This is a genomic window from Paraburkholderia sp. RL18-101-BIB-B, assembly GCF_046026985.1.
Taxonomy (GTDB): Bacteria; Pseudomonadota; Gammaproteobacteria; order Burkholderiales; family Burkholderiaceae; genus Paraburkholderia.
The window spans coordinates 220,134-237,532 of sequence record NZ_JARESV010000009.1; the positions used below are offsets into that span (position 1 = coordinate 220,134).

At 63.8% G+C, this 17,399-nt stretch carries 21 protein-coding genes; 11 read left to right on the forward strand and 10 right to left on the reverse strand.

What is annotated here, in order from left to right:
• Positions 1 to 38: 38 nt before the first annotated feature.
• Together P0D73_RS16595 and P0D73_RS16600 are read right to left on the reverse strand one after the other, a co-directional pair.
• On the reverse strand, positions 39 to 737 hold the full coding sequence (locus P0D73_RS16595) for a glycine zipper 2TM domain-containing protein (protein ID WP_132382665.1): 699 nt from the start codon (positions 735 to 737) through the stop codon (positions 39 to 41).
• 113 nt (positions 738 to 850) lie between these two features.
• Positions 851 to 1,495: an HD domain-containing protein gene (locus P0D73_RS16600; protein ID WP_408432102.1), complete on the reverse strand. Its 645-nt coding sequence runs from the start codon at positions 1,493 to 1,495 to the stop codon at positions 851 to 853.
• A 160-nt stretch (positions 1,496 to 1,655) separates the two neighbouring features.
• On the opposite strand from P0D73_RS16600, the gene P0D73_RS16605 reads away from it, so the two are divergent.
• Positions 1,656 to 1,988: a hypothetical protein gene (locus P0D73_RS16605; protein WP_408432104.1), complete on the forward strand. Its 333-nt coding sequence runs from the start codon at positions 1,656 to 1,658 to the stop codon at positions 1,986 to 1,988.
• 90 nt (positions 1,989 to 2,078) lie between these two features.
• A complete protein-coding gene (locus P0D73_RS16610) occupies positions 2,079 to 2,555 on the forward strand; it encodes an OsmC family protein (RefSeq protein ID WP_408432106.1) in 477 nt (158 codons plus the stop codon).
• 55 nt (positions 2,556 to 2,610) lie between these two features.
• On the opposite strand, the gene P0D73_RS16615 is transcribed toward P0D73_RS16610, so the two are convergent.
• From P0D73_RS16615 to P0D73_RS16630, 4 genes are all read right to left on the reverse strand, one after another.
• The gene (locus tag P0D73_RS16615; protein WP_408432108.1) at positions 2,611 to 4,269 is read right to left on the reverse strand and encodes an NRAMP family divalent metal transporter; all 1,659 of its coding nucleotides are present in this window, start codon (positions 4,267 to 4,269) and stop codon (positions 2,611 to 2,613) included.
• 123 nt (positions 4,270 to 4,392) lie between these two features.
• On the reverse strand, positions 4,393 to 4,560 hold the full coding sequence (locus tag P0D73_RS16620; RefSeq protein ID WP_408432110.1) for a hypothetical protein: 168 nt from the start codon (positions 4,558 to 4,560) through the stop codon (positions 4,393 to 4,395).
• Between the two features lie 885 nt (positions 4,561 to 5,445).
• Complete coding sequence (locus P0D73_RS16625) at positions 5,446 to 5,679, reverse strand: hypothetical protein (protein ID WP_408177205.1); 234 nt, start codon at positions 5,677 to 5,679, stop codon at positions 5,446 to 5,448.
• Between the two features lie 66 nt (positions 5,680 to 5,745).
• A complete protein-coding gene (locus P0D73_RS16630) occupies positions 5,746 to 6,213 on the reverse strand; it encodes an Lrp/AsnC family transcriptional regulator (RefSeq protein ID WP_408177206.1) in 468 nt (155 codons plus the stop codon).
• A 152-nt stretch (positions 6,214 to 6,365) separates the two neighbouring features.
• Between P0D73_RS16630 and P0D73_RS16635 the strand changes: the two genes are divergently transcribed.
• The gene (locus P0D73_RS16635) at positions 6,366 to 7,019 is read left to right on the forward strand and encodes a LysE family translocator (RefSeq protein ID WP_408281518.1); all 654 of its coding nucleotides are present in this window, start codon (positions 6,366 to 6,368) and stop codon (positions 7,017 to 7,019) included.
• A gap of 66 nt (positions 7,020 to 7,085) precedes the next feature.
• On the opposite strand, the gene P0D73_RS16640 is transcribed toward P0D73_RS16635, so the two are convergent.
• The gene (locus P0D73_RS16640) at positions 7,086 to 7,259 is read right to left on the reverse strand and encodes a DUF1289 domain-containing protein (RefSeq protein WP_132382683.1); all 174 of its coding nucleotides are present in this window, start codon (positions 7,257 to 7,259) and stop codon (positions 7,086 to 7,088) included.
• A 132-nt stretch (positions 7,260 to 7,391) separates the two neighbouring features.
• Between P0D73_RS16640 and P0D73_RS16645 the strand changes: the two genes are divergently transcribed.
• Positions 7,392 to 7,712, forward strand: a complete 321-nt coding sequence (locus P0D73_RS16645) for a YnfA family protein (RefSeq protein WP_116121219.1) — start codon at positions 7,392 to 7,394, stop codon at positions 7,710 to 7,712.
• Positions 7,713 to 7,813: 101 nt separating this feature from the next.
• Here the strand turns inward: P0D73_RS16645 and P0D73_RS16650 are convergent, their stop codons facing one another.
• Positions 7,814 to 8,323 (reverse strand): DUF1993 domain-containing protein, encoded by a 510-nt coding sequence (locus P0D73_RS16650; protein ID WP_408432113.1) that lies wholly within the window; start codon positions 8,321 to 8,323, stop codon positions 7,814 to 7,816.
• A gap of 302 nt (positions 8,324 to 8,625) precedes the next feature.
• Here P0D73_RS16650 and P0D73_RS16655 point away from each other — a divergent pair, with 302 nt between their 5' ends.
• From P0D73_RS16655 to P0D73_RS16680, 6 genes are all read left to right on the forward strand, one after another.
• Positions 8,626 to 10,185 (forward strand): S53 family peptidase, encoded by a 1,560-nt coding sequence (locus P0D73_RS16655; protein WP_408432115.1) that lies wholly within the window; start codon positions 8,626 to 8,628, stop codon positions 10,183 to 10,185.
• A gap of 82 nt (positions 10,186 to 10,267) precedes the next feature.
• Positions 10,268 to 11,935: a S10 family peptidase gene (locus P0D73_RS16660; RefSeq protein WP_408432117.1), complete on the forward strand. Its 1,668-nt coding sequence runs from the start codon at positions 10,268 to 10,270 to the stop codon at positions 11,933 to 11,935.
• A gap of 263 nt (positions 11,936 to 12,198) precedes the next feature.
• Complete coding sequence (locus tag P0D73_RS16665; RefSeq protein WP_408432119.1) at positions 12,199 to 12,852, forward strand: hypothetical protein; 654 nt, start codon at positions 12,199 to 12,201, stop codon at positions 12,850 to 12,852.
• 104 nt (positions 12,853 to 12,956) lie between these two features.
• Positions 12,957 to 13,307 (forward strand): hypothetical protein, encoded by a 351-nt coding sequence (locus tag P0D73_RS16670; RefSeq protein ID WP_408432121.1) that lies wholly within the window; start codon positions 12,957 to 12,959, stop codon positions 13,305 to 13,307.
• 279 nt (positions 13,308 to 13,586) lie between these two features.
• A complete protein-coding gene (locus P0D73_RS16675) occupies positions 13,587 to 13,745 on the forward strand; it encodes a hypothetical protein (RefSeq protein WP_165924025.1) in 159 nt (52 codons plus the stop codon).
• A 5-nt stretch (positions 13,746 to 13,750) separates the two neighbouring features.
• A complete protein-coding gene (locus tag P0D73_RS16680; RefSeq protein WP_106286333.1) occupies positions 13,751 to 14,017 on the forward strand; it encodes an RNA recognition motif domain-containing protein in 267 nt (88 codons plus the stop codon).
• Between the two features lie 112 nt (positions 14,018 to 14,129).
• On the opposite strand, the gene nadE is transcribed toward P0D73_RS16680, so the two are convergent.
• Complete coding sequence (gene nadE / locus P0D73_RS16685; protein ID WP_408281511.1) at positions 14,130 to 14,990, reverse strand: NAD(+) synthase; 861 nt, start codon at positions 14,988 to 14,990, stop codon at positions 14,130 to 14,132.
• Between the two features lie 368 nt (positions 14,991 to 15,358).
• Here nadE and P0D73_RS16690 point away from each other — a divergent pair, with 368 nt between their 5' ends.
• Positions 15,359 to 16,306 (forward strand): L,D-transpeptidase, encoded by a 948-nt coding sequence (locus P0D73_RS16690; protein WP_408432124.1) that lies wholly within the window; start codon positions 15,359 to 15,361, stop codon positions 16,304 to 16,306.
• Positions 16,307 to 16,517: 211 nt separating this feature from the next.
• Here P0D73_RS16690 and P0D73_RS16695 read toward each other — a convergent pair whose 3' ends face one another.
• Positions 16,518 to 17,390 (reverse strand): DMT family transporter, encoded by an 873-nt coding sequence (locus tag P0D73_RS16695; RefSeq protein WP_408432126.1) that lies wholly within the window; start codon positions 17,388 to 17,390, stop codon positions 16,518 to 16,520.
• Positions 17,391 to 17,399: the final 9 nt, after the last annotated feature.

Below are 17,399 nucleotides of genomic sequence, written 5' to 3' on the forward strand. Positions count from 1 at the left end.
GGAGCCGTCTTATTCCTTTTTGGGGACCGCTCGCATGTTCACGAAGCGCTAAGCGAATCGCCGGAGACGTGAACGCGTTCGCCGATCTGCACGGCCGGTTGCGTCGGGTAGCTGAAGTTGCGATAGCTGCCGTCCTGCATGCGGACCTGGACTTCGTAAGTGGTCTGCTTGCGCACCGCGTGCTCGATGCCGTTACCGGCGAGTCCGCCGCCGACCGCGCCCGCAATCGTCGTGAGAATCTTGCCGCGGCCGCCGCCGATCTGATTGCCGACCAGCCCGCCCGCCACCGCTCCGCCCAGCGCGCCGAGCCCCGTGGTCGGCTCGGGCGCCTGCACCGTATTGATGGCGACGACTTCGCCCGCGTACGGATCGGCGGCGACCGGCCGCGGTGTCGCGGCGTCATAAGGTGCCTGGTAGCCCTGATTGTTTGCGTAGTTCGGCGCGGCCACCGGGTTTGCGCGGCGCGGGTGATGAACCGGCGGCCGGGCAGGGGCGGCTTGCTGCGCGGTCTGCTGAACCGGAGCCGGTTGCGGCGCCGCGATCGGCGCGCTGGCGATCTGCGGCGCCGCCGCCGTGACCGGCAGCGCCGGTTCCGTGACGGCATGCGAAGTCGGCAGCAGGCCGGTCATCGCGGCGATGCCGGTTGCGCTCGCCAGGATGACGGCGACAGCCGCGCCGGCAACCAGCGGATGAATACGGCTGCGTTGCGCTTGGCTGGTAGTAAGGTTCGTGTTCATGGCGGACTCCGCGGGTAGGTGCTTGCAATAACGCCGCGAAAGTGCGCCCGGTGGACACGGGTCGCGTGCTCCTTTGTAAGGATTTGTACAACTTCGCGCGTCCGGTTACACGTTCAGATTTCGTCGCTGAATTCGTCGAGGAAACGTTGCAGGCGGTCATGGCGCAGGCTCGCCAGACGCGCGCCGGTCGTCGTTTGAAAACCCGCCGAGAGTTTCAGCAGCTTGGTGTGGAAATGGTCGAGCGTGTAGCGCGTGTCATCCAATGGACGCCGCGTTGCGTGCGGATCAGCCGGATCGTACAAGGCGCGGCCCATCCGCCCTGCGACGTAGAAGCAGCGCGCCACGCCCAGCATGCCGAGCGCGTCGAGCCGGTCGGCGTCCTGCAGCGTTTTCGCTTCGAGCGTAGTCGGCGTGACGGCGGCTGAAAAACTGTGCGCCTCGATCGCGTGCGCCGTGGCCTCGACTTGCGCTTGCCGCCAGCCGAGCGAGGCCAGCACGCGTGCCGCTTTTTCCGCCGACAGGCGCGACGCCTGCGCGCGCAGCGGCGAGTTTTTTTCGACCGCGACGCAATCGTGCAGCAACGTGGCGGCGAATAGCACCTGCGCATCGCCGCCTTCTTCCGCCTGAATGGCCGCGGCGTTTTTCCAGACGCGTTGCAGATGCGAGGTGTCGTGCGAACCGTCGCCGTTGTCGTCGTAAGCGTGCGGCAGGAGAGTTCGGGCCAGATCCTGAAAGGGGGCGAAGGCGGGTTGTGTCATCGGTGCAGTCTGTGAAGAAAGCCGTCGATTATCGCGCATCGTTCGCCGAGTTCTGATCTGGCGGCGGTGAACGAAGCGGGTCGGGCGTCGTCATACTATTTGAGCGGCCGGCAATGCGGACACCGCGGCCGCGCAATTCGACGATGTAACGGAGTGGGCTATGAAGATCGTAAAGGGCAGTATCGTGACGTCGGCACTCGTGATGGGTGTCGCCACGGCGGCATATGGGCAGTCGGTCGGCCTGCCGGGCAATGCCGGCGCGGGTGGCATGAATGGCGTGCAGTCCAGCGGGATCAATAACATGGGCGCCGCGGCGGGTGCCGGGCTGGGGACGGGAGCCGGCACGGGTCCGACACCGGGCGTCGGAACGATGGGCGGAGCGGGGGCCGGTCCCGCGCTCAACACCATGCGGGCAAACGGCACGAGCCTGAACATGAATCCGGACCCGCGCGTGCCCAATCTCGCCGGCAAGGGCATGCCGGCGCGGAATTAGTCAGCAAGCTGCGCGCGTCCATCGTGTGATGGCCGCGTATAAAATGCACGCCTCGGCAAGCGGATCCGGTTCGACAGCAAGGAGATGGGCATGGCGTACGGCGAGCACAAATACAAGGTCTCGGTGCAGTGGACCGGCAATCGCGGAAGCGGCACTTCCGGTTATCGCGACTACGGGCGCGATCACGTGATTGCCGCGGGCAACAAGCCCGAGATTCCAGGCTCATCGGATGCGGCCTTTCTCGGCGACGCCGAGCGCTGGAATCCGGAAGATCTGCTGGTCGCCTCGGCCAGCGCCTGCCACAAACTCTGGTATCTGCATCTATGCGCGGATGCCGGCATCGCAGTGACCGCGTATCGTGACAACGCCGAAGGCACCATGCTCGACGATCCGAACCAAGGCCGTTTTTCCCAGATCGTTCTGCGTCCGCATGTCGTGATTCGCGCGGGCGGCGATGTCGAACTCGCCGCGCACCTGCATCACGTGGCGCACGAGAAGTGCTATATCGCGAACTCGGTCAACTTTCCGATTCTCTGCGAGCCGGTCATCGAAACGGATACGCATTGAACGAGGCGTTCTGGCCGCCGCTCGCGGGAGCGTGCTGCGGCTGGGCGCTATCCATTCAATGCAGCAGTGTCATCTGCACGACCTTCACGATTACCAGCGCGACCGCCACGATCAGATAGCCGCGCAACACGCCCATCCAGACACGCTTGGACATCGTCAATTGCGGCGCCGGCAGTTCGTCCAGAGGCGGCATGCGCCAGTTTGCGCGTGTTTCCTTCGACAGCCTGAACTCGCTTTCGTGAGTCGCGGAGTTTTCTGATTCCCGCCGTAGCTTGCGGACCACGACGGTGGCCGCATAGCCTGCTACGGCCATCAGTGTGCCGCCTGCGAGCACTTCAAGAATCGCTTCGCCCGTGATGTCCGGATACATCACCGATGCCGTGAGAATGATGGATAGCATGACGAGCACCCAGACCACTGCGCCTGTAAAGACGTTGAGCTTCTTCGAGTTGACCCACGGTCCGAGGACCGCGCGGTCGTTGCACAACAGCAGCAGAAACACGGTCGCGCTCGGCAGCAGCACGCCGGCGAGCGTTTGCACTGCTTCCGTCAGAAGGCCGAGCGGGCTGCCCGGAATCAGCACCAGCGTCGCCGCGGCCGCCACGATGCCGAAATAGACGAGGTAGAAGCCCTTCGCGTCCGACACGCCGCGATGCAGCGAGTGGCGAATCTTGAAGACGTCGCCGATCGCGTAGGCGGTGGACAGCGACACCGCCGCCGCGCCGATGATGCATGCGTCGAGCAGCGCCACGGCGAAGAGCACGGCGGGCGTGCGGCCGGCATATCTTTCGAGGTCGGCGATCACGCCGCCCGCGTCGGTGAAATTGCCGGATTCCGGTTTGCCCGCGTAGAGCGCCGCGCAGAACGAGATCATGGCCACGGCGCCGATCATCACGAAGACGATACCGATCCACAGGTCGGCTTTTTCGTACTTCATGAAGCGCGGCGTGATGCGCTTGTCGACGATGTAGCTCTGCTGGAAAAACAACTGCCACGGCGCGACGGTGGTGCCGACAATGCCGATCACGAGCAGCATCACGTCGCTTAGTTTCGAGTGGGCGGGCCAGCCCGGAACCAGAAAGTCGTGTGCCATCTGGCCGGCCGGCGGATGAATCGACACCAGCACGGGCACCAGCAACAGGCTCATCAGACACAGCACCACGGCGAAGCGTTCGAAGCGCCGGAAGTTGCCCGTGCTGACCGCGGCCATCGTTACCGCCGCCGCGATGCAAACGCCGGCCACTTTCGAAATGCCGAAGAACTGAAGCACGAACGTAATGCCGATGAATTCGGTCACGATCGTGAGCGCGTTCAGGATGAACAGATCCACGACGCTGAAGGCGCCCCAGAACTTGCCGAAGCGCTCGAAGATCAGCCGTGCGTGACCGACGCCGGTCACGGCGCCCAGGCGCAGCACCATTTCCTGATTGACGAACAGCACGGGCACGAGCAGCAGCATGGTCCACAACAGGGTCGTGCCGTAGTTCTGTCCCGCTTGCGTGTAGGTGCCGAAGGCGCCGGCATCGTTATCGCCGACCATCACGATGAGGCCGGGCCCGAGAATCGCAAGCAGCGTGCGCACGCGGGCCCACCAGCTGTTGCGCGCACCCGTGTCGTGGTGAGCGATGGTGCCGAGCGCGCCTTTGATGTCGCCGAGGTGCGCGTCGTCGAGAACGGCGCTGCGCGGTGGTGAGACGTTGATTGGAGTGGACATGCTAGCCGCCTGAGTAGGTTTGATTGGATTGAGCGGGGCGCCTTCGGGATTCGCTGGGTGTGCGCGGTCGGACGACGGCGGCGCGGGCGGATCGCGAAAGCGCGCTGAGCTGGGCGTGCGTAGTTACGAAGCGGTGTGCGAAACGGGCTGTGAAGCGCGGCGCGACGCGAGCGCCTTGAGGCGTTCCCAGGATGCGGCGAGCCAGTGCGGCTTGATGCCGTGCAGTGCGAGAGCGGCGTCGCTGTGGGTGTGGGTTTGCTGCAGGGTCGGTACGAGGATGGCGAAGTACATGTTATTTCTCCGGGCGTATGGCTTGACGCGGATTGCGGAAAGCCAGCAGACACGGAGCGCGGCGCATCGGGCGCACGGCGAAAGGACGTCTACTCGCTTTCCTTAGGCAAATAAAGCTTTGCGTGCCTGCCCGGTCGTGACTGAGCGGCACCTAAGCGGCATATGGGATAACTGTCACTGTCCATGGCGGCTCCTTATCGGCGTTCAGTACGCACGTGTTCGTCCACGCGTCCGGCCGCGCCGTTTCGAGCGAATCGAAACGGCGCGAGCGAACGCTGTTGCGAGCCGAGGCTCGCAACGCAATGCCATTCGGTAAGACGCACGTGCGCAAGCACGGCGCGGCCGGATGGCGCTAATCAAGGTGCACGGAGAGAGTTACTGCGGCGCGCACCGTCTGCCTGCTGGCAAGACGGCGGCTAAGAAAAGAGAGCGCGGGCGTCGGGCCGGTCAGGCAGTGAAGCTGTTCGAAAGTCGACTACTGCTGGTGTCCAAGGCATGGGCCCCGTTTGTGAAGACGGCGAATTTTAGGCACTCCGGCAAGCGGAAGTCAACATGCTTCGTTAAACGAAGCAAATATTCTTTGATGGGGCGTGGGCTAGGCCACGTTGTGGTTGCCGGAGGTGTCTTGTCTTTCAGTTTGGACAGAAAAGAAAGGCAAATGAATGGTGTCTTTTTCGTCGCCGGTGCGGAGCGGTTGCGGCTGATATCGCGGGCCGGGTTCCATGTGCAACTCGGCCTGATCTGGCGACTGCGCTTGCAAAAGCATGATGCGGTTGCAGCGCGTGTTCGTGACTCGCGGGTACAAGCGAGCGTGCCCAGTGGATGGAGCCGAACTTCGGGCGCGCTTCGCCGTCGCTACACGGGCAGAGCGCGCTTCGAGGCGTCTTAACGATTGCCGTCGAGCAGATCGCCAAGCAGTTCGTCGAACGAGGCTTGCGCGTCTTCGAGTTCCTGCAGCGCGGCGTCGAATGTTTGCAGCGCGAACTGCGAAGGCTTGCCGCTGCCGGCCGGCGGGAATTGCGATTGCAGCGACGCGAACGCCGACTGCACCCGCTGCGTCGCGGTCAATACGCGCTGCATCGCCGCGGTTTCTTCGGCTCGCGCCTGTTCGTGATCCATGAGAACTCCGTATTCGTCTGGTCGGCTCGCGCCGTTTTCAAAGGGGTGACTATGCCACGTTCGCGTTCAGGACAGCGGCAAGCCGCCGTTGGCCTTTATTTCGCGCAACGACAGCGCCGATTCCACCGAAGTCACGCCAGGCAGGCTGCGCATCTCGTCGCGCATGAAGGTGCCGTAGTCGTCGAGGTCGCGTGCCACCACCTGCAAGATGTAATCGGCGCTGCCCGACACGTTGTGACACGTGAGGATTCGCGGGATGGCCTGCACCTCGCGCTCGAAGCGCGTCGCCACCGTGCGGTCGTGCACGGCAAAACGCACGTAGACAAACGCCACCACGCCGAAGCCGAGCGCGGAGCGTGACAGCATCGCGCGGTACTGGTCGATATAGCCGTCGTTTTCGAGACGCTTGAGACGGCGCGCGCAGGGCGTTTCGCTCAGGCCGACCGTTTCGGCCAGCCGCGCGTTCGACATGCGGCCATCTTTCTGCAGCGCGGCGAGGATCGCGCGGTCTGTTTTATCGAGGTCGGTTGTCATAGCTCAGGTGCTGATGGCGGATTGGAGGAAAGCATGGTCTTAAGCCGCAATGTTAGCGCATTCCTCCAAACATGCAGTCAAGAGGCCGGCAATTCGCCAGCAAACCCTCCGCCGGCGATAGCAAGATAGAGCCTTGAAAACAGGAGAATTTCATGATTTCCGCACACCTGCTGGCCGTGTATATCGCAGCGCTTTTCGTCGTCTATGCCGTGCCCGGACCGGATATGGCGCTGGTGCTGCAAACCAGTATCGGACGCGGCGTGCGCAGTGGTTTCGCGGCCGCCGGCGGCCTCGGTCTCGCGCGCGCGACGCACGTCACGCTCTCGGCATGCGGGGTGGCCGCGCTGTTGCGCAGCGCGCCCTGGCTGTACGACGTGGTGCGCTATGGCGGCGCGGTTTATCTCGCATGGGTGGGCATTCAGATTTTTCGTTCGCCGGTGTTTGCGCTGCCTGACGGCACGACAACGGCAACCCCTGCGGGTGCTGCGGCGAGCATCGAGTCACGCCCGCTGCGGGCCGCCTTTGTCAAAGGCCTGCTGACCAACCTGCTCAACCCGAAAGCGTTGCTGTTCTGCTCGGTGTTGCTGCCGCAATTCGTGCGCCCGGAGGCGGGGCCGGTAGCCTTGCAGATGGTCGAACTCGGTCTGGTGCTGCTCGCTATCGGCGCCTGTTTCGACGTGATGTACGCGATCGGCGCCGCGCGGATCGCCGGCTGGATGCGGGCCCATCCGCTCGCGCAAGCGCTGCAGCGCTGGACCTTCTCGGCGGCGCTGATCGGCTTCGCGCTGCGGCTCTCGCTGGACTGACTCTGGCTGGGCATCACGTGGCGCGTTATCGGACCGCCACGCGCCCAACCGCGCAAGAGGGGCCGCCTACTTGCTCAGCTTATGCTCGCGCCGCGAGCGGTCCTCGATGATTTTCTTACGATGCTTGTCTTTCATCTTCTTCCAGCTTTTGCATTCGTCGCGCGTGCGCAGGCAGCCGATGCAGAAGCCGGTTTTGCTGTCGAACTTGCAGATGTCGATGCAGGGTGACGCGATGCTCATGGCGAATGGCAATTAAAGTAAATGCGAGGACTCTCGCATGCGCCATGCCCGCACGCAAAGTGATTGTGTTAATAAAGCCAATAGAGAGCCACAGCTTAGTCGTGGCATCACAATCACTCGCTTTCACTCTCAATGAAAACTTTTCTGCTTTATGCCGTGACCGCCATTGCTGAAATCGTCGGTTGCTATTTGCCGTGGCGGTGGTTGAAAGAGGGCGGTTCGATCTGGCTGCTGGTGCCGGGCGCGCTCAGCCTCGCGCTGTTCGCCTGGCTCCTGACCTTGCACGGCACCGCCGCAGGCCGCGTATATGCGGCTTACGGCGGTGTGTATGTGGCGGTGGCGATTGCTTGGCTATGGTGCGTCGACAAGGTGCGGCCCACGCTGTGGGACGCCGCCGGCGTGGCCTTTACGCTGGCCGGCATGGCGATCATCGCATTCCAGCCGCGCGTTTGAGCTGGCCGGGGCGTGGGTCTTTGCGCACCCCAACGTGCATCTTTCTGTGAGCGCTCATTGCCTTATCTGCGCAACCGTCAAAGCCACGCAGGCACGCCCTTTTACTTGATGCCGCCGAGATAGTCGAGCTTGCCGAGTTCGACGCCGTTGTGACGCAGAATGTCGTACGCCGTCGTGACGTGAAAATAGAAGTTCGGCAGCACGAAACCGAGCAGATACGACTGGCCCGTGAACTCGACCGGGCCCGTGCGCATCTTCAGCGTGATCGCGCGTTCTTCCGAGCCGTCGATCTGCTCCGCATTGAATTCCTTCAGATACTCGATCGTTTTTTTAAGGCGGCCAATCAATTCTTCAAAAGTCTGTTCGACATCTTCGTACTTCGGCGCTTCGACGCCGGCCAGACGCGCGGCGCAGCCCTTCGCGGTGTCGCTGGCGATATAGACCTGGCGCGTCAGCGGCAGCATGTCCGGCGCGAGCCTGCCGGTGGTGAACACCGACGGCTCGATCTGCTTCGCGGCGGCGTGCGCCTCGGCTTTGCCCAGAATGACCTGCAGGTTCGTCAGGCCGCGGATCAACAGGGGCAGTGATGCTTGATACATCGAAATTGACATGGGGCTTCCTCTGATTCTTTTGATCGTGCGCGCGGATGGCGCGCGAGGCAACGTAGCGGCTGGATTGCCGCTGCAGCATCATAGCGCGAGCGATGCAGGATGCGCATCGACGCGACACGACGTTAGCCATTCGGACAACTGCCGCGCGCGCCGGAACTGTGTTTGAATGGATTGGTCGGACGGTTTGACGTCCTTGATCAGCAAACTTGCCGCCGGCCTTAGGCAATGAGGTTGTGCAGGCGCGTGGCGTGCCGCGTCCACCCCGTGGAGCGCGCCGCCACGCTAACCGGAGAATCGACACCATGGTCAATAAGCACCCGCTGCCTGGCAGCGAACGCACAGTGGAACAGGGTTCGAAAGTCGTAGGGCAATGCGATCCGGCGGAGCGCATCGAAGTATTCGTCATGTTGCGCCGTCAGCAGCAGGCGCAGTTCGACGCGCTGATGAGCAAGATCGAAGCCGGCGACCCCAGCGTCAAGCCCCTGTCGCGCGAGACGCTCGCCAAAGATTACGGCGCCGCGCCCGACGACATCGCCAAGGTCAAGGCCTTCGCCACCGCACACGGCCTGACGGTGGTGCGCGAAGATCCGGCCGCGCGCACGGTGCTGCTGAGCGGCACGATTGCCCAGTTCCAGGACGCGTTCGCCGTCAAGCTGGAACACTACGAACATCACTCGACCGGCCAGTTCCGCGGCCGCACTGGCACGATCAGCGTGCCCGACGATCTGCACGGCGTAGTGCAAGCCGTGCTCGGCCTCGACGACCGCCCGCAGGCGAGTCCGCACTTTCGCATCCGGCCGCCGTTCCAGCCGGCCCGCGGTCATCAGGTTTCGTTCACGCCGCCGCAACTCGCATCGCTCTACCACTTTCCGCAAGGTGACGGGGGCGGTCAGTGCGTCGGCATCATCGAACTGGGCGGCGGCTATAACACCAGCGATCTCAAATCCTACTTCGCGAGCCTCGGCGTCGCATCGCCCAAGGTGAAATCGGTCGGCGTCGACCAGGGCAGCAACCAGCCGACGGGCGACCCGAACGGGCCGGACGGCGAAGTCACGCTCGACATCGAAATCGTCGGCGCGATCGCGCCGGGCGCGACGATCGCGGTGTATTTCACGCAGAACAGCGACGCCGGCTTCATCGACGCGGTGAGCCGCGCGGTGCACGACACGACCAACAAGCCATCGGTGATTTCGATCAGTTGGGGCGGCCCGGAGTCGAACTGGACCAGCCAGTCGTTGCAAGCCTTCAACAGCGTGCTGCAGTCGGCGGCGACCCTCGGCGTGACGGTCTGCGCGGCGTCGGGCGACAGCGGTTCGAGCGACGGCGCGGGCAGCGGCGACCAGGTCGACTTCCCGGCGTCGAGCCCGTATGTGCTGGCCTGCGGCGGCACGAGCCTCACTGCGTCGGGCACTTCGATCTCGCACGAGGCGGTGTGGAACGACGGCGCGCAGGGTGGTGCGACCGGCGGCGGCGTGAGCCAGGCCTTCCCGGTGCCCGTGTGGCAGAAGGGTCTGTCCGCCACCTCGTCGAGCGGCGGTAAGAAGGCGCTCGGCGGGCGCGGCGTGCCGGACGTGGCGGGCGACGCATCGCCCGTGACCGGCTACAGTGTATTGATCGACGGTACGCAGACGGTGGTCGGCGGCACCAGCGCGGTCGCGCCGCTGTGGGCCGCGCTGATCGCGCGCATCAATGCGGAGAAGGGGCAGCCAGCCGGCTTCATCAACCCGAAGCTGTACAAGGCGAGCGGCGCGTGCAACGACATCACGCAAGGCAACAACGGCAGTTTCGCGGCATCCGCGGGCTGGGATGCGTGCACGGGGCTCGGCAGTCCCAATGGTCAGAAGGTGGCGGCCGCACTATAGTCTGCAGGACACGCCCCGAAGGAAGTCCTTTGGGGCGACATAAAGACGTGAACGAAGACGTGAACGAACCCATGGAGCGATCATGACGAATACCGAGTCAGCTTCTGTTAGTCCGCAGCCGTCGCACAATTCCCATGCTTCTGGCGCACCAGCGGGCACGCCCGCGCCCGCCAGCGCGCCGCACAAAGCCGGCGACCAGCCGTTCTTCGATCCGGTCGCCTACGGCAATGGGCCGGACGATTCCGTCACGGCAACCGATGAAAGTGCCGCGATCACGCATCACTCGGTCACGATCGGCGGGCACAAGATCAACTACACGGCGACGGCGGGCCACCTCGTCATCGTCGACCCGAGCAGTTCACAGCCGGAAGCCCGGATGTTCTACGTGGCGTTCACGCAGGACAACCAGAAGGAAGAAGCGCGGCCGGTGACTTTCTTCTATAACGGCGGCCCTGGGTCGTCGTCGGTGTTCGTGCTGCTGGGCTCGTTCGCGCCGCGCCGCATCAAGACGTCGATGCCGAGCTTCACGCCGCCCGCGCCGTATTCGATGGAAGACAATCCGGACAGCCTGCTCGACAAGAGCGACCTCGTCTTCATCAACCCGGTCGGCACCGGCTACTCGGCAGCGATCGCGCCGAAGAAGAACCGCGACTTCTGGGGCGTCGACCAGGACGCGGATTCGATCAAGCAGTTCATCAAGCGCTTCCTGACCAGGAACAACCGCTGGAATTCGCCGAAGTACCTGTTCGGCGAGTCGTATGGCACGGCGCGCAGTTGCGTGCTGGCGTACCGCTTGCACGAAGACGGCGTGGATTTGAACGGCATTACGCTGCAATCGTCGATTCTCGATTACACGCAGGCCGGCAACCCGGTCGGCGCACTGCCCACGGCGGCCGCGGACGCGTGGTATCACAAGAAGCTCGGCATCGCGCCGCGGCCCACCGATCTCGGCACGTTCGCCGAAGAAGTGGCGCAGTTCGCGCGCACCGACTATCTAGCCGCGCTGCGTAAATTCCCGACTACCGACACGGCAACGGTCGAAAAGCTCAGCGAATACACCGGCATCGACAAGACAACCTTGCTTGCGTGGAGTCTGGATATCGCGTCGTACGACAGCCGGGGCAATTCACTCTTCCTGACCACGCTGCTGAAATCCAAGGGTCTCGCGCTCGGCGAATACGACGGCCGCGTTACGGCGATCGGCACGGGCATTGCCGGCAAGATCGACCCGAATTCCGGCGGCAACGACCCGACCATGACCGCGGTCACCGGCGTCTACACGACGATGTGGAACGTGTATCTGAATGAGCAGTTGAAGTACGCGTCGAACTCGTCGTTCACCGATCTGAACGACCAGGCCTTCCAGTACTGGGACTTCAGTCACATCGATCCGACCGGCGCGCAGAAGGGCGTCGATTCGAAGGGCAACGTCATTCTGTACACCGCCGGCGACCTGGCCGCGGTGATGGCGCTCAATCCCGATCTGAAGGTGCTGTCGGCGAACGGCTTCTTCGATTTCGTGACGCCGTTTTATCAGACCGTGCTCGATCTGCAGCAGATGCCGCTGCTTAGTCAGCAGGTCCGGCAGAACCTGTCGGCGCGCTTTTATCCGTCGGGGCATATGGTCTATCTCGACGGCGGGTCGCGCACCGCGCTGAAGGCCGATCTCGCGAAGATGTACGACACGACGGTGTCCAACACGCAGGCGCTACTCCGTATCCGCGCTCTGCAGGCTCGTGTGCCGAAGTAGCGGCGCATTGACGCGTCGCGTTGCGGACGTGACGCGTGTGGAATGCTTGGGATCGCGGGGTCAGTGGACAGAGGGCGCCAGCGGGGATTGGGATTGGCGACGCGCGAGTGGTGGCGTCGCCGGTTCCCGCAGCCTGTGAAATCCGCCGAATGCGGCCTATGCGCGCGGCGCGCATAGTCAGGCTTTTTTACTTAAGCATATTGAATGTGTTTTAATTGGTCTGCGAATTGAACTATTGCGTGCCGCTCCCGGCGCGCCGAAGAATGAACGCAGGCATTGCAGACAGGCGTCGCGCCGACCATTCCAGCGACCCGACCAGCAGTACGTATGACACGACTCCTCCAGCGCTCGCGCGCCGGTGCGGCGTTGCGCGTCCCCTCGGCAATAGGCGCTTTGCGCTCGCGCTCGGCTTTACGGCGCTGCTCGCGTTGCGCATGGGCGACGCCCGCGCGCAAGACGTCGGCATGCTCGACGAACGTGTCACGCAGCAATCGGTGGGGGACACGATTTGCCGCCCTGGTTACGCGGACACGGTTGCGCCGCCGTTCGACGAACTGATGGCGCACAAAGACCGCATGCTCGCCGCGCGCGGCATCGACGCGGACAGCGGCGCTGCCTTCGCGCTCGACCGGCGTGTGCCGATCGTGCTCGGCGGTTCGCCGGACGCTCCCGCCAATCTCGATCTTCTGCCGTGGGCGGGCCACCAGGGCGAGCGCCGCAAGGCACGTGCGGCGGTCATGCTCAAGCGCTGCGTGTGCGAAGGCAAACTGAGCCTCGCCGAAGCGCAAGCCGCGATCGTCGGCAACTGGTCGGTGGTTTATTCGGGCTTCGGTCAAACGTCTTGCAACATAAGCCGGCTCGACGTGGCCACCGGTGGCGACAACGGCCACGGAGCCGGACGCGACAACCCGCCATGAAGCCGGCTGCCTCGTCTGTGGCCTGCTTCGTCCATTCGCATCTATTCAGTCGCGCGGCTTGCAACTCGCAGGCCGTGGCCCCATCTAGTTTTCGGAGAATCATCATGATCCATTCACGTTTTGCCGCCATAGCGCTTTCTATCGGCTGCCTGTTCGGCAGCACCGCCGTGTTCGCCGCGGAGCCTGTACGCTGCGGCCAGGCCGACACGCTGAAGATCCGCGGCGATGTGCCCGCGGCCATCAGCTTCGACGTGTACCGCCAGCTGCGGCCGTTGAGTGCGCAACGTGTTGCGCTGTTTCAGTCGGCCGGCGAGGTGAAGCGCCTGCCCGACGGTCTCGCGGTATGCGAAGTCGCTGACGATGGCGTCGACGATCCGTCTGCGGTGCTGGTTCAGCTGCCGCAGGGCAAGAACGCATGGTGGGTGAGTTCGGCCAACGTGCAAACGGCAGACTGATCGCGACGACCAGTCCGCCTTTTGCGCAGGTCCCCCGCAGGATGCCGTGGCGATGCATGTCGCGGCCCGGTTTTCGCGTTCAGCGTCCGCGTTTGACGCGTTTGCCGGGCCTGTAGCGGGAAATGAACAGCTGTTTTGCTATTTTTGACGCCGCTTATTCAGGTACAGTGCATTAACGGAGATATTTAAGTCCGTTTTTTGACGACACTGTGTTGCATCGCTTTTATTGTCGATTGTGGCTATCCTGAGTACAGGACGAAATTCGCAGGGGAGAATTAAATGATCGCCTTCTATTTGTCATTAGCCGCTTTGGGCGCCGCTGGCGCTGCATTGATCCGCCAGCTCGCTGCCGCGCAGGCGAAACAGCGTGCCGCATTGCGCCCCGTGCGCGTGCAGTCCGCGGATCGCGGCACAGGCCGCAACGCGCGCAGAGGGTAGGCCGCATGAACCTGATCGTGCGCAATATCGCGGAATCGTGCAGCGAGCAGGAAGTGCGGGAATTTCTGAAGCACGAACTTGGGCATTACGCGAAAAACATCGAGGTGGTCGATGCCGGCAAGCCCAGCGCGTACGCCACGGTCGAGCTGGACGCCGAGGTGCCCTATGTGGGCGAAGTGATCGCGCGGCAGATTCACGGCAAGCAGTTGGGCGGCCAGACGCTGGAGGCCAGCGCCGATCTCTTCACCGACGAACCGCCGGCGGCTCAGTAACCTGACGCTGTTGTCGATTCACCCTGGATGCGGCGCGAGACACGAGCGCGCCTAAGCTCGCGCATCGCCGATGCGCCGACCTCGACGCATCATCTGCGCACCCGTATCTTCGTCAATCTCCGCTTGCCTGCACCGGCCAATCGAACGGCGTGTACGGCAACGCCCGCTTGTGACGCGTGACTTCGTAAAAACGCAAGATGGTCGCGCGTGCGGCATCGCTCACGGGTTTGCGCTCCAGAAAATCATCGATGGCATCGTAGGGAATGCCGTAGGCATCCTCATCAGGCCGTTGCGGACGCAACATTTCGAGGTCCGCGGTCGGCACCTTGTGCGCTAATGCTTCCGGTGCGCCCAGCGCTTTGGCCACGGCGCGCACGCGACGCTTGTTGAGCCCGGCGAGCGGCAGCACATCGGCGCCACCGTCGCCGAACTTCGTGAAGAAGCCCATCACCGACTCCGCCGCGTGATCCGTGCCGATGACCACGCCGGCCCGCGCACCGGCCACCGCGTATTGCGCGATCATGCGCTGCCGCGCCTTGATATTGCCGTGCACGAAGTCCTGTTGCGATTCGTCCTTGTATAGCACGCCGCTTTTATCCAGCGCGGCGAGCATGGCATCGGCCGCGGGCTTGATATCGATGGCGAGATTTTCGTCCGCGCGAATAAAGCGCAAGGCCTGTTGCGCGTCGGCTTCGTCTTTCTGTTCACCGTAAGGCAGACGTATTGCAACGAAGTGCGCGTCGTAATGTTCGGCGCGCAACCGTTCGACCGCGAGTTGCGCAAGCCGGCCGGTAGTCGTCGAATCGACGCCGCCGCTGATCCCGAGCACATACGTTTTCAGGCCGCTGCTGCGTAGATAGTTCGCGAGAAAAGCGACCCGGCGCTCGATTTCATGTGCAGCGTCGAATTCGGCGCTGATGTGCATTTCTTCAGAGATGCTTGCCTGGCGTGCGACTGGATCCTGTTGCGTCATGATTCTTCTTTGCTCCTTGCGCGCTCGCGCAAATGTCGAACCGTTACCGGCGTGGGTTCAATTTACCTTGGCGCCGCTTTTCATTTGCCGCGTTGATCGGCAAAGGTGCCCGGTTGTTGAGGCGATATCAATGAATCGTCCAATGTTCATCGACAGATCGCAATGTGCTTAGTAACATCCTCGTTCCGAGAGCGCCGCATGAGCCGGCGAGCAGTCAATAATAATCAGGTTTGCTCAAACACGCGATGAACCACCGCAACCGGCCTGGCCAGCCTGTACTGGACCGTCTCACTTTCGCGCCGGTCAATCGTCCGCGCGACGTGTCGTGTATGTTGGATCGACTTTCCGTGCGGAGCATCGCGCGCACTATGTCTTCCTTGCGCCGTTTGACGCGTGCGTTGAGTGCCGCGTTTTGCATGTTGTCATGCGGTGCGGCGATTGCGGCCTCGGCACCCGTAGCTGCATCGGCGCCAAAGCCAGCGAACCGTCCAGCGGCCGCCGTCAATGCGTCGGCTGTCGCGATGCCCGATGCCGCCGGCGTGGTCGATCCGCGTCGCGCGTTCGTGCTGCGGGACGTGTTCGCGCAGAACGTCACGCGCAAGCTGAAAGTGCCTGCGGCGGATCAGCGAGCCTATGCCAATCGGCTGCAAGCCGCGCTCGGCGCGCACATGCTCGGCGATCTGTCGGGCGAGTATGTCGTGCTGGTCGATCGCAACGCCAACGTGCAGGCGCTCTTCATCTATTTTCGCACCGCGCCGGCCGACACCTGGCAGATGATCGGCGCGTCGCCGGTTTCGACGGGGCGGCCGGGCGAGTACGACCACTTCATCACGCCGCTCGGTGTGTTCGAACATACGCCGGCCAATATGGATTTCCGTTCGGAAGGCACGCAGAACGAAAACCATATCCGCGGCTACGGCAAGCGTGACATGCGGATCTACGACCTCGGCTGGGCCCAGGGCGAGCGCGGCTGGGGCAAGGGCGGCATGTCGCAGATGCGCTTCCAGATGCACGCCACCGACCCCGACCGCCTGGAATCGCTGCTCGGCATTCGTCATTCGAAGGGCTGCGTGCGCATTCCCGCGTCGCTCAATTCGTTTATCGATCACTACGGCATTCTCGATGCCGAATATGAGGCGCTCGTCGAGTCGGGTAAATCGCTGTGGGTGTTGAAAAGCGATCGACAGGTGACGCCGTGGGCCGGGCGTTATATCGCCGTGGTGGATTCGGCGCGCAAGAGCCGCCCGGCGTGGGCGTCCGCGCCCGGCAGCAAAGTGCGCGCCAAAGTACCGGCCGGGGCGGACACGGCGGATTGATTCGCGTCGGCGCGGTTCGCCGCCAGCGGGTTGCTTGGCGCGAGCGCGCCGTTTATCGCGAGCGCGTCGTTAATCTAATTTGCGTGGTTCGTCGCGAGCGCGCCGCTCACACCGGGCGGTTCCTCGCGAGCGCGCCACTCACAAGACTGGGCCGCTGCTCGCGAGCGCGCCGCTCATCAAGCCGTGCGGGTCACCACGACCGCGCCATCCATCACGAGCGCGCCAGCAACACCCCCAGCAACGCAACGACAAACCCGGCGATCTGCAACGGCACCAGCGTCTCACCGAACCCCACATACCCCTGAAGTGCGGCAAGCGGCGGAGCGAGAAACATCAGCGCGGTCGCGCGCGCCGCGTCGCCGCGCCTGACCATCCACACCAGCAATGTGACGCTGACGCCGGAGAGCATCACGATCCCCCACGCGAGCGATCCCCACAACGCGGGCGACGCAATCCAGCGACGTTCACCGCGCGCCAACGCAAGCACGGCCGCGACGAGCGCGGCGCCGAAGTTCTGCACCGCGCTCGCGCTGCGAATGTCGGCCTTGGCCAGCGAAGTCTTCTGAAACAACGTGCCCGCCGTAATCGCGCCGATCGCGGCGATCGAGATCAGCACGACCAGCCACGCGGGCGCGCTGCCCTGCGGCGTCGACGCGGTGGCCGCGGTCAGCTTCGGTTCGAGCACCAGCACGACGCCGGCGAGGCCGAGCGCCATGCCGGTCCAGCCGCGCCGCGAGAGCCGCTCGCCGAACAGCGGCGCCGCGACCGCGGCCGTCGCAAGCGGTTGCAGCGCGCCGAGCAAAGCCATTACACCGGCGCTCAGGCCCTGGGCGACGGCCCAGTAACCGGCGCCAAGATAGACGCCTTGCAGTAGCGCGCCCGCCACCAGATGTTTGCCCAAATCGCGGCCACTCGGCCACGTGGCACGTGCAATGAGCGCCGCCAGTGCGAATATCAGCGCCGTGCCGCCGAAGCGCGCGAGCAGGAAGAGGTTGGGATCCGCGTACGGCGTGATCGCGCGGGCGACCACGAAACCGGTCGACCACAACACGACGAAAACAGCGGCGATGAGAGAAGCGAGCATCGGAAAGGG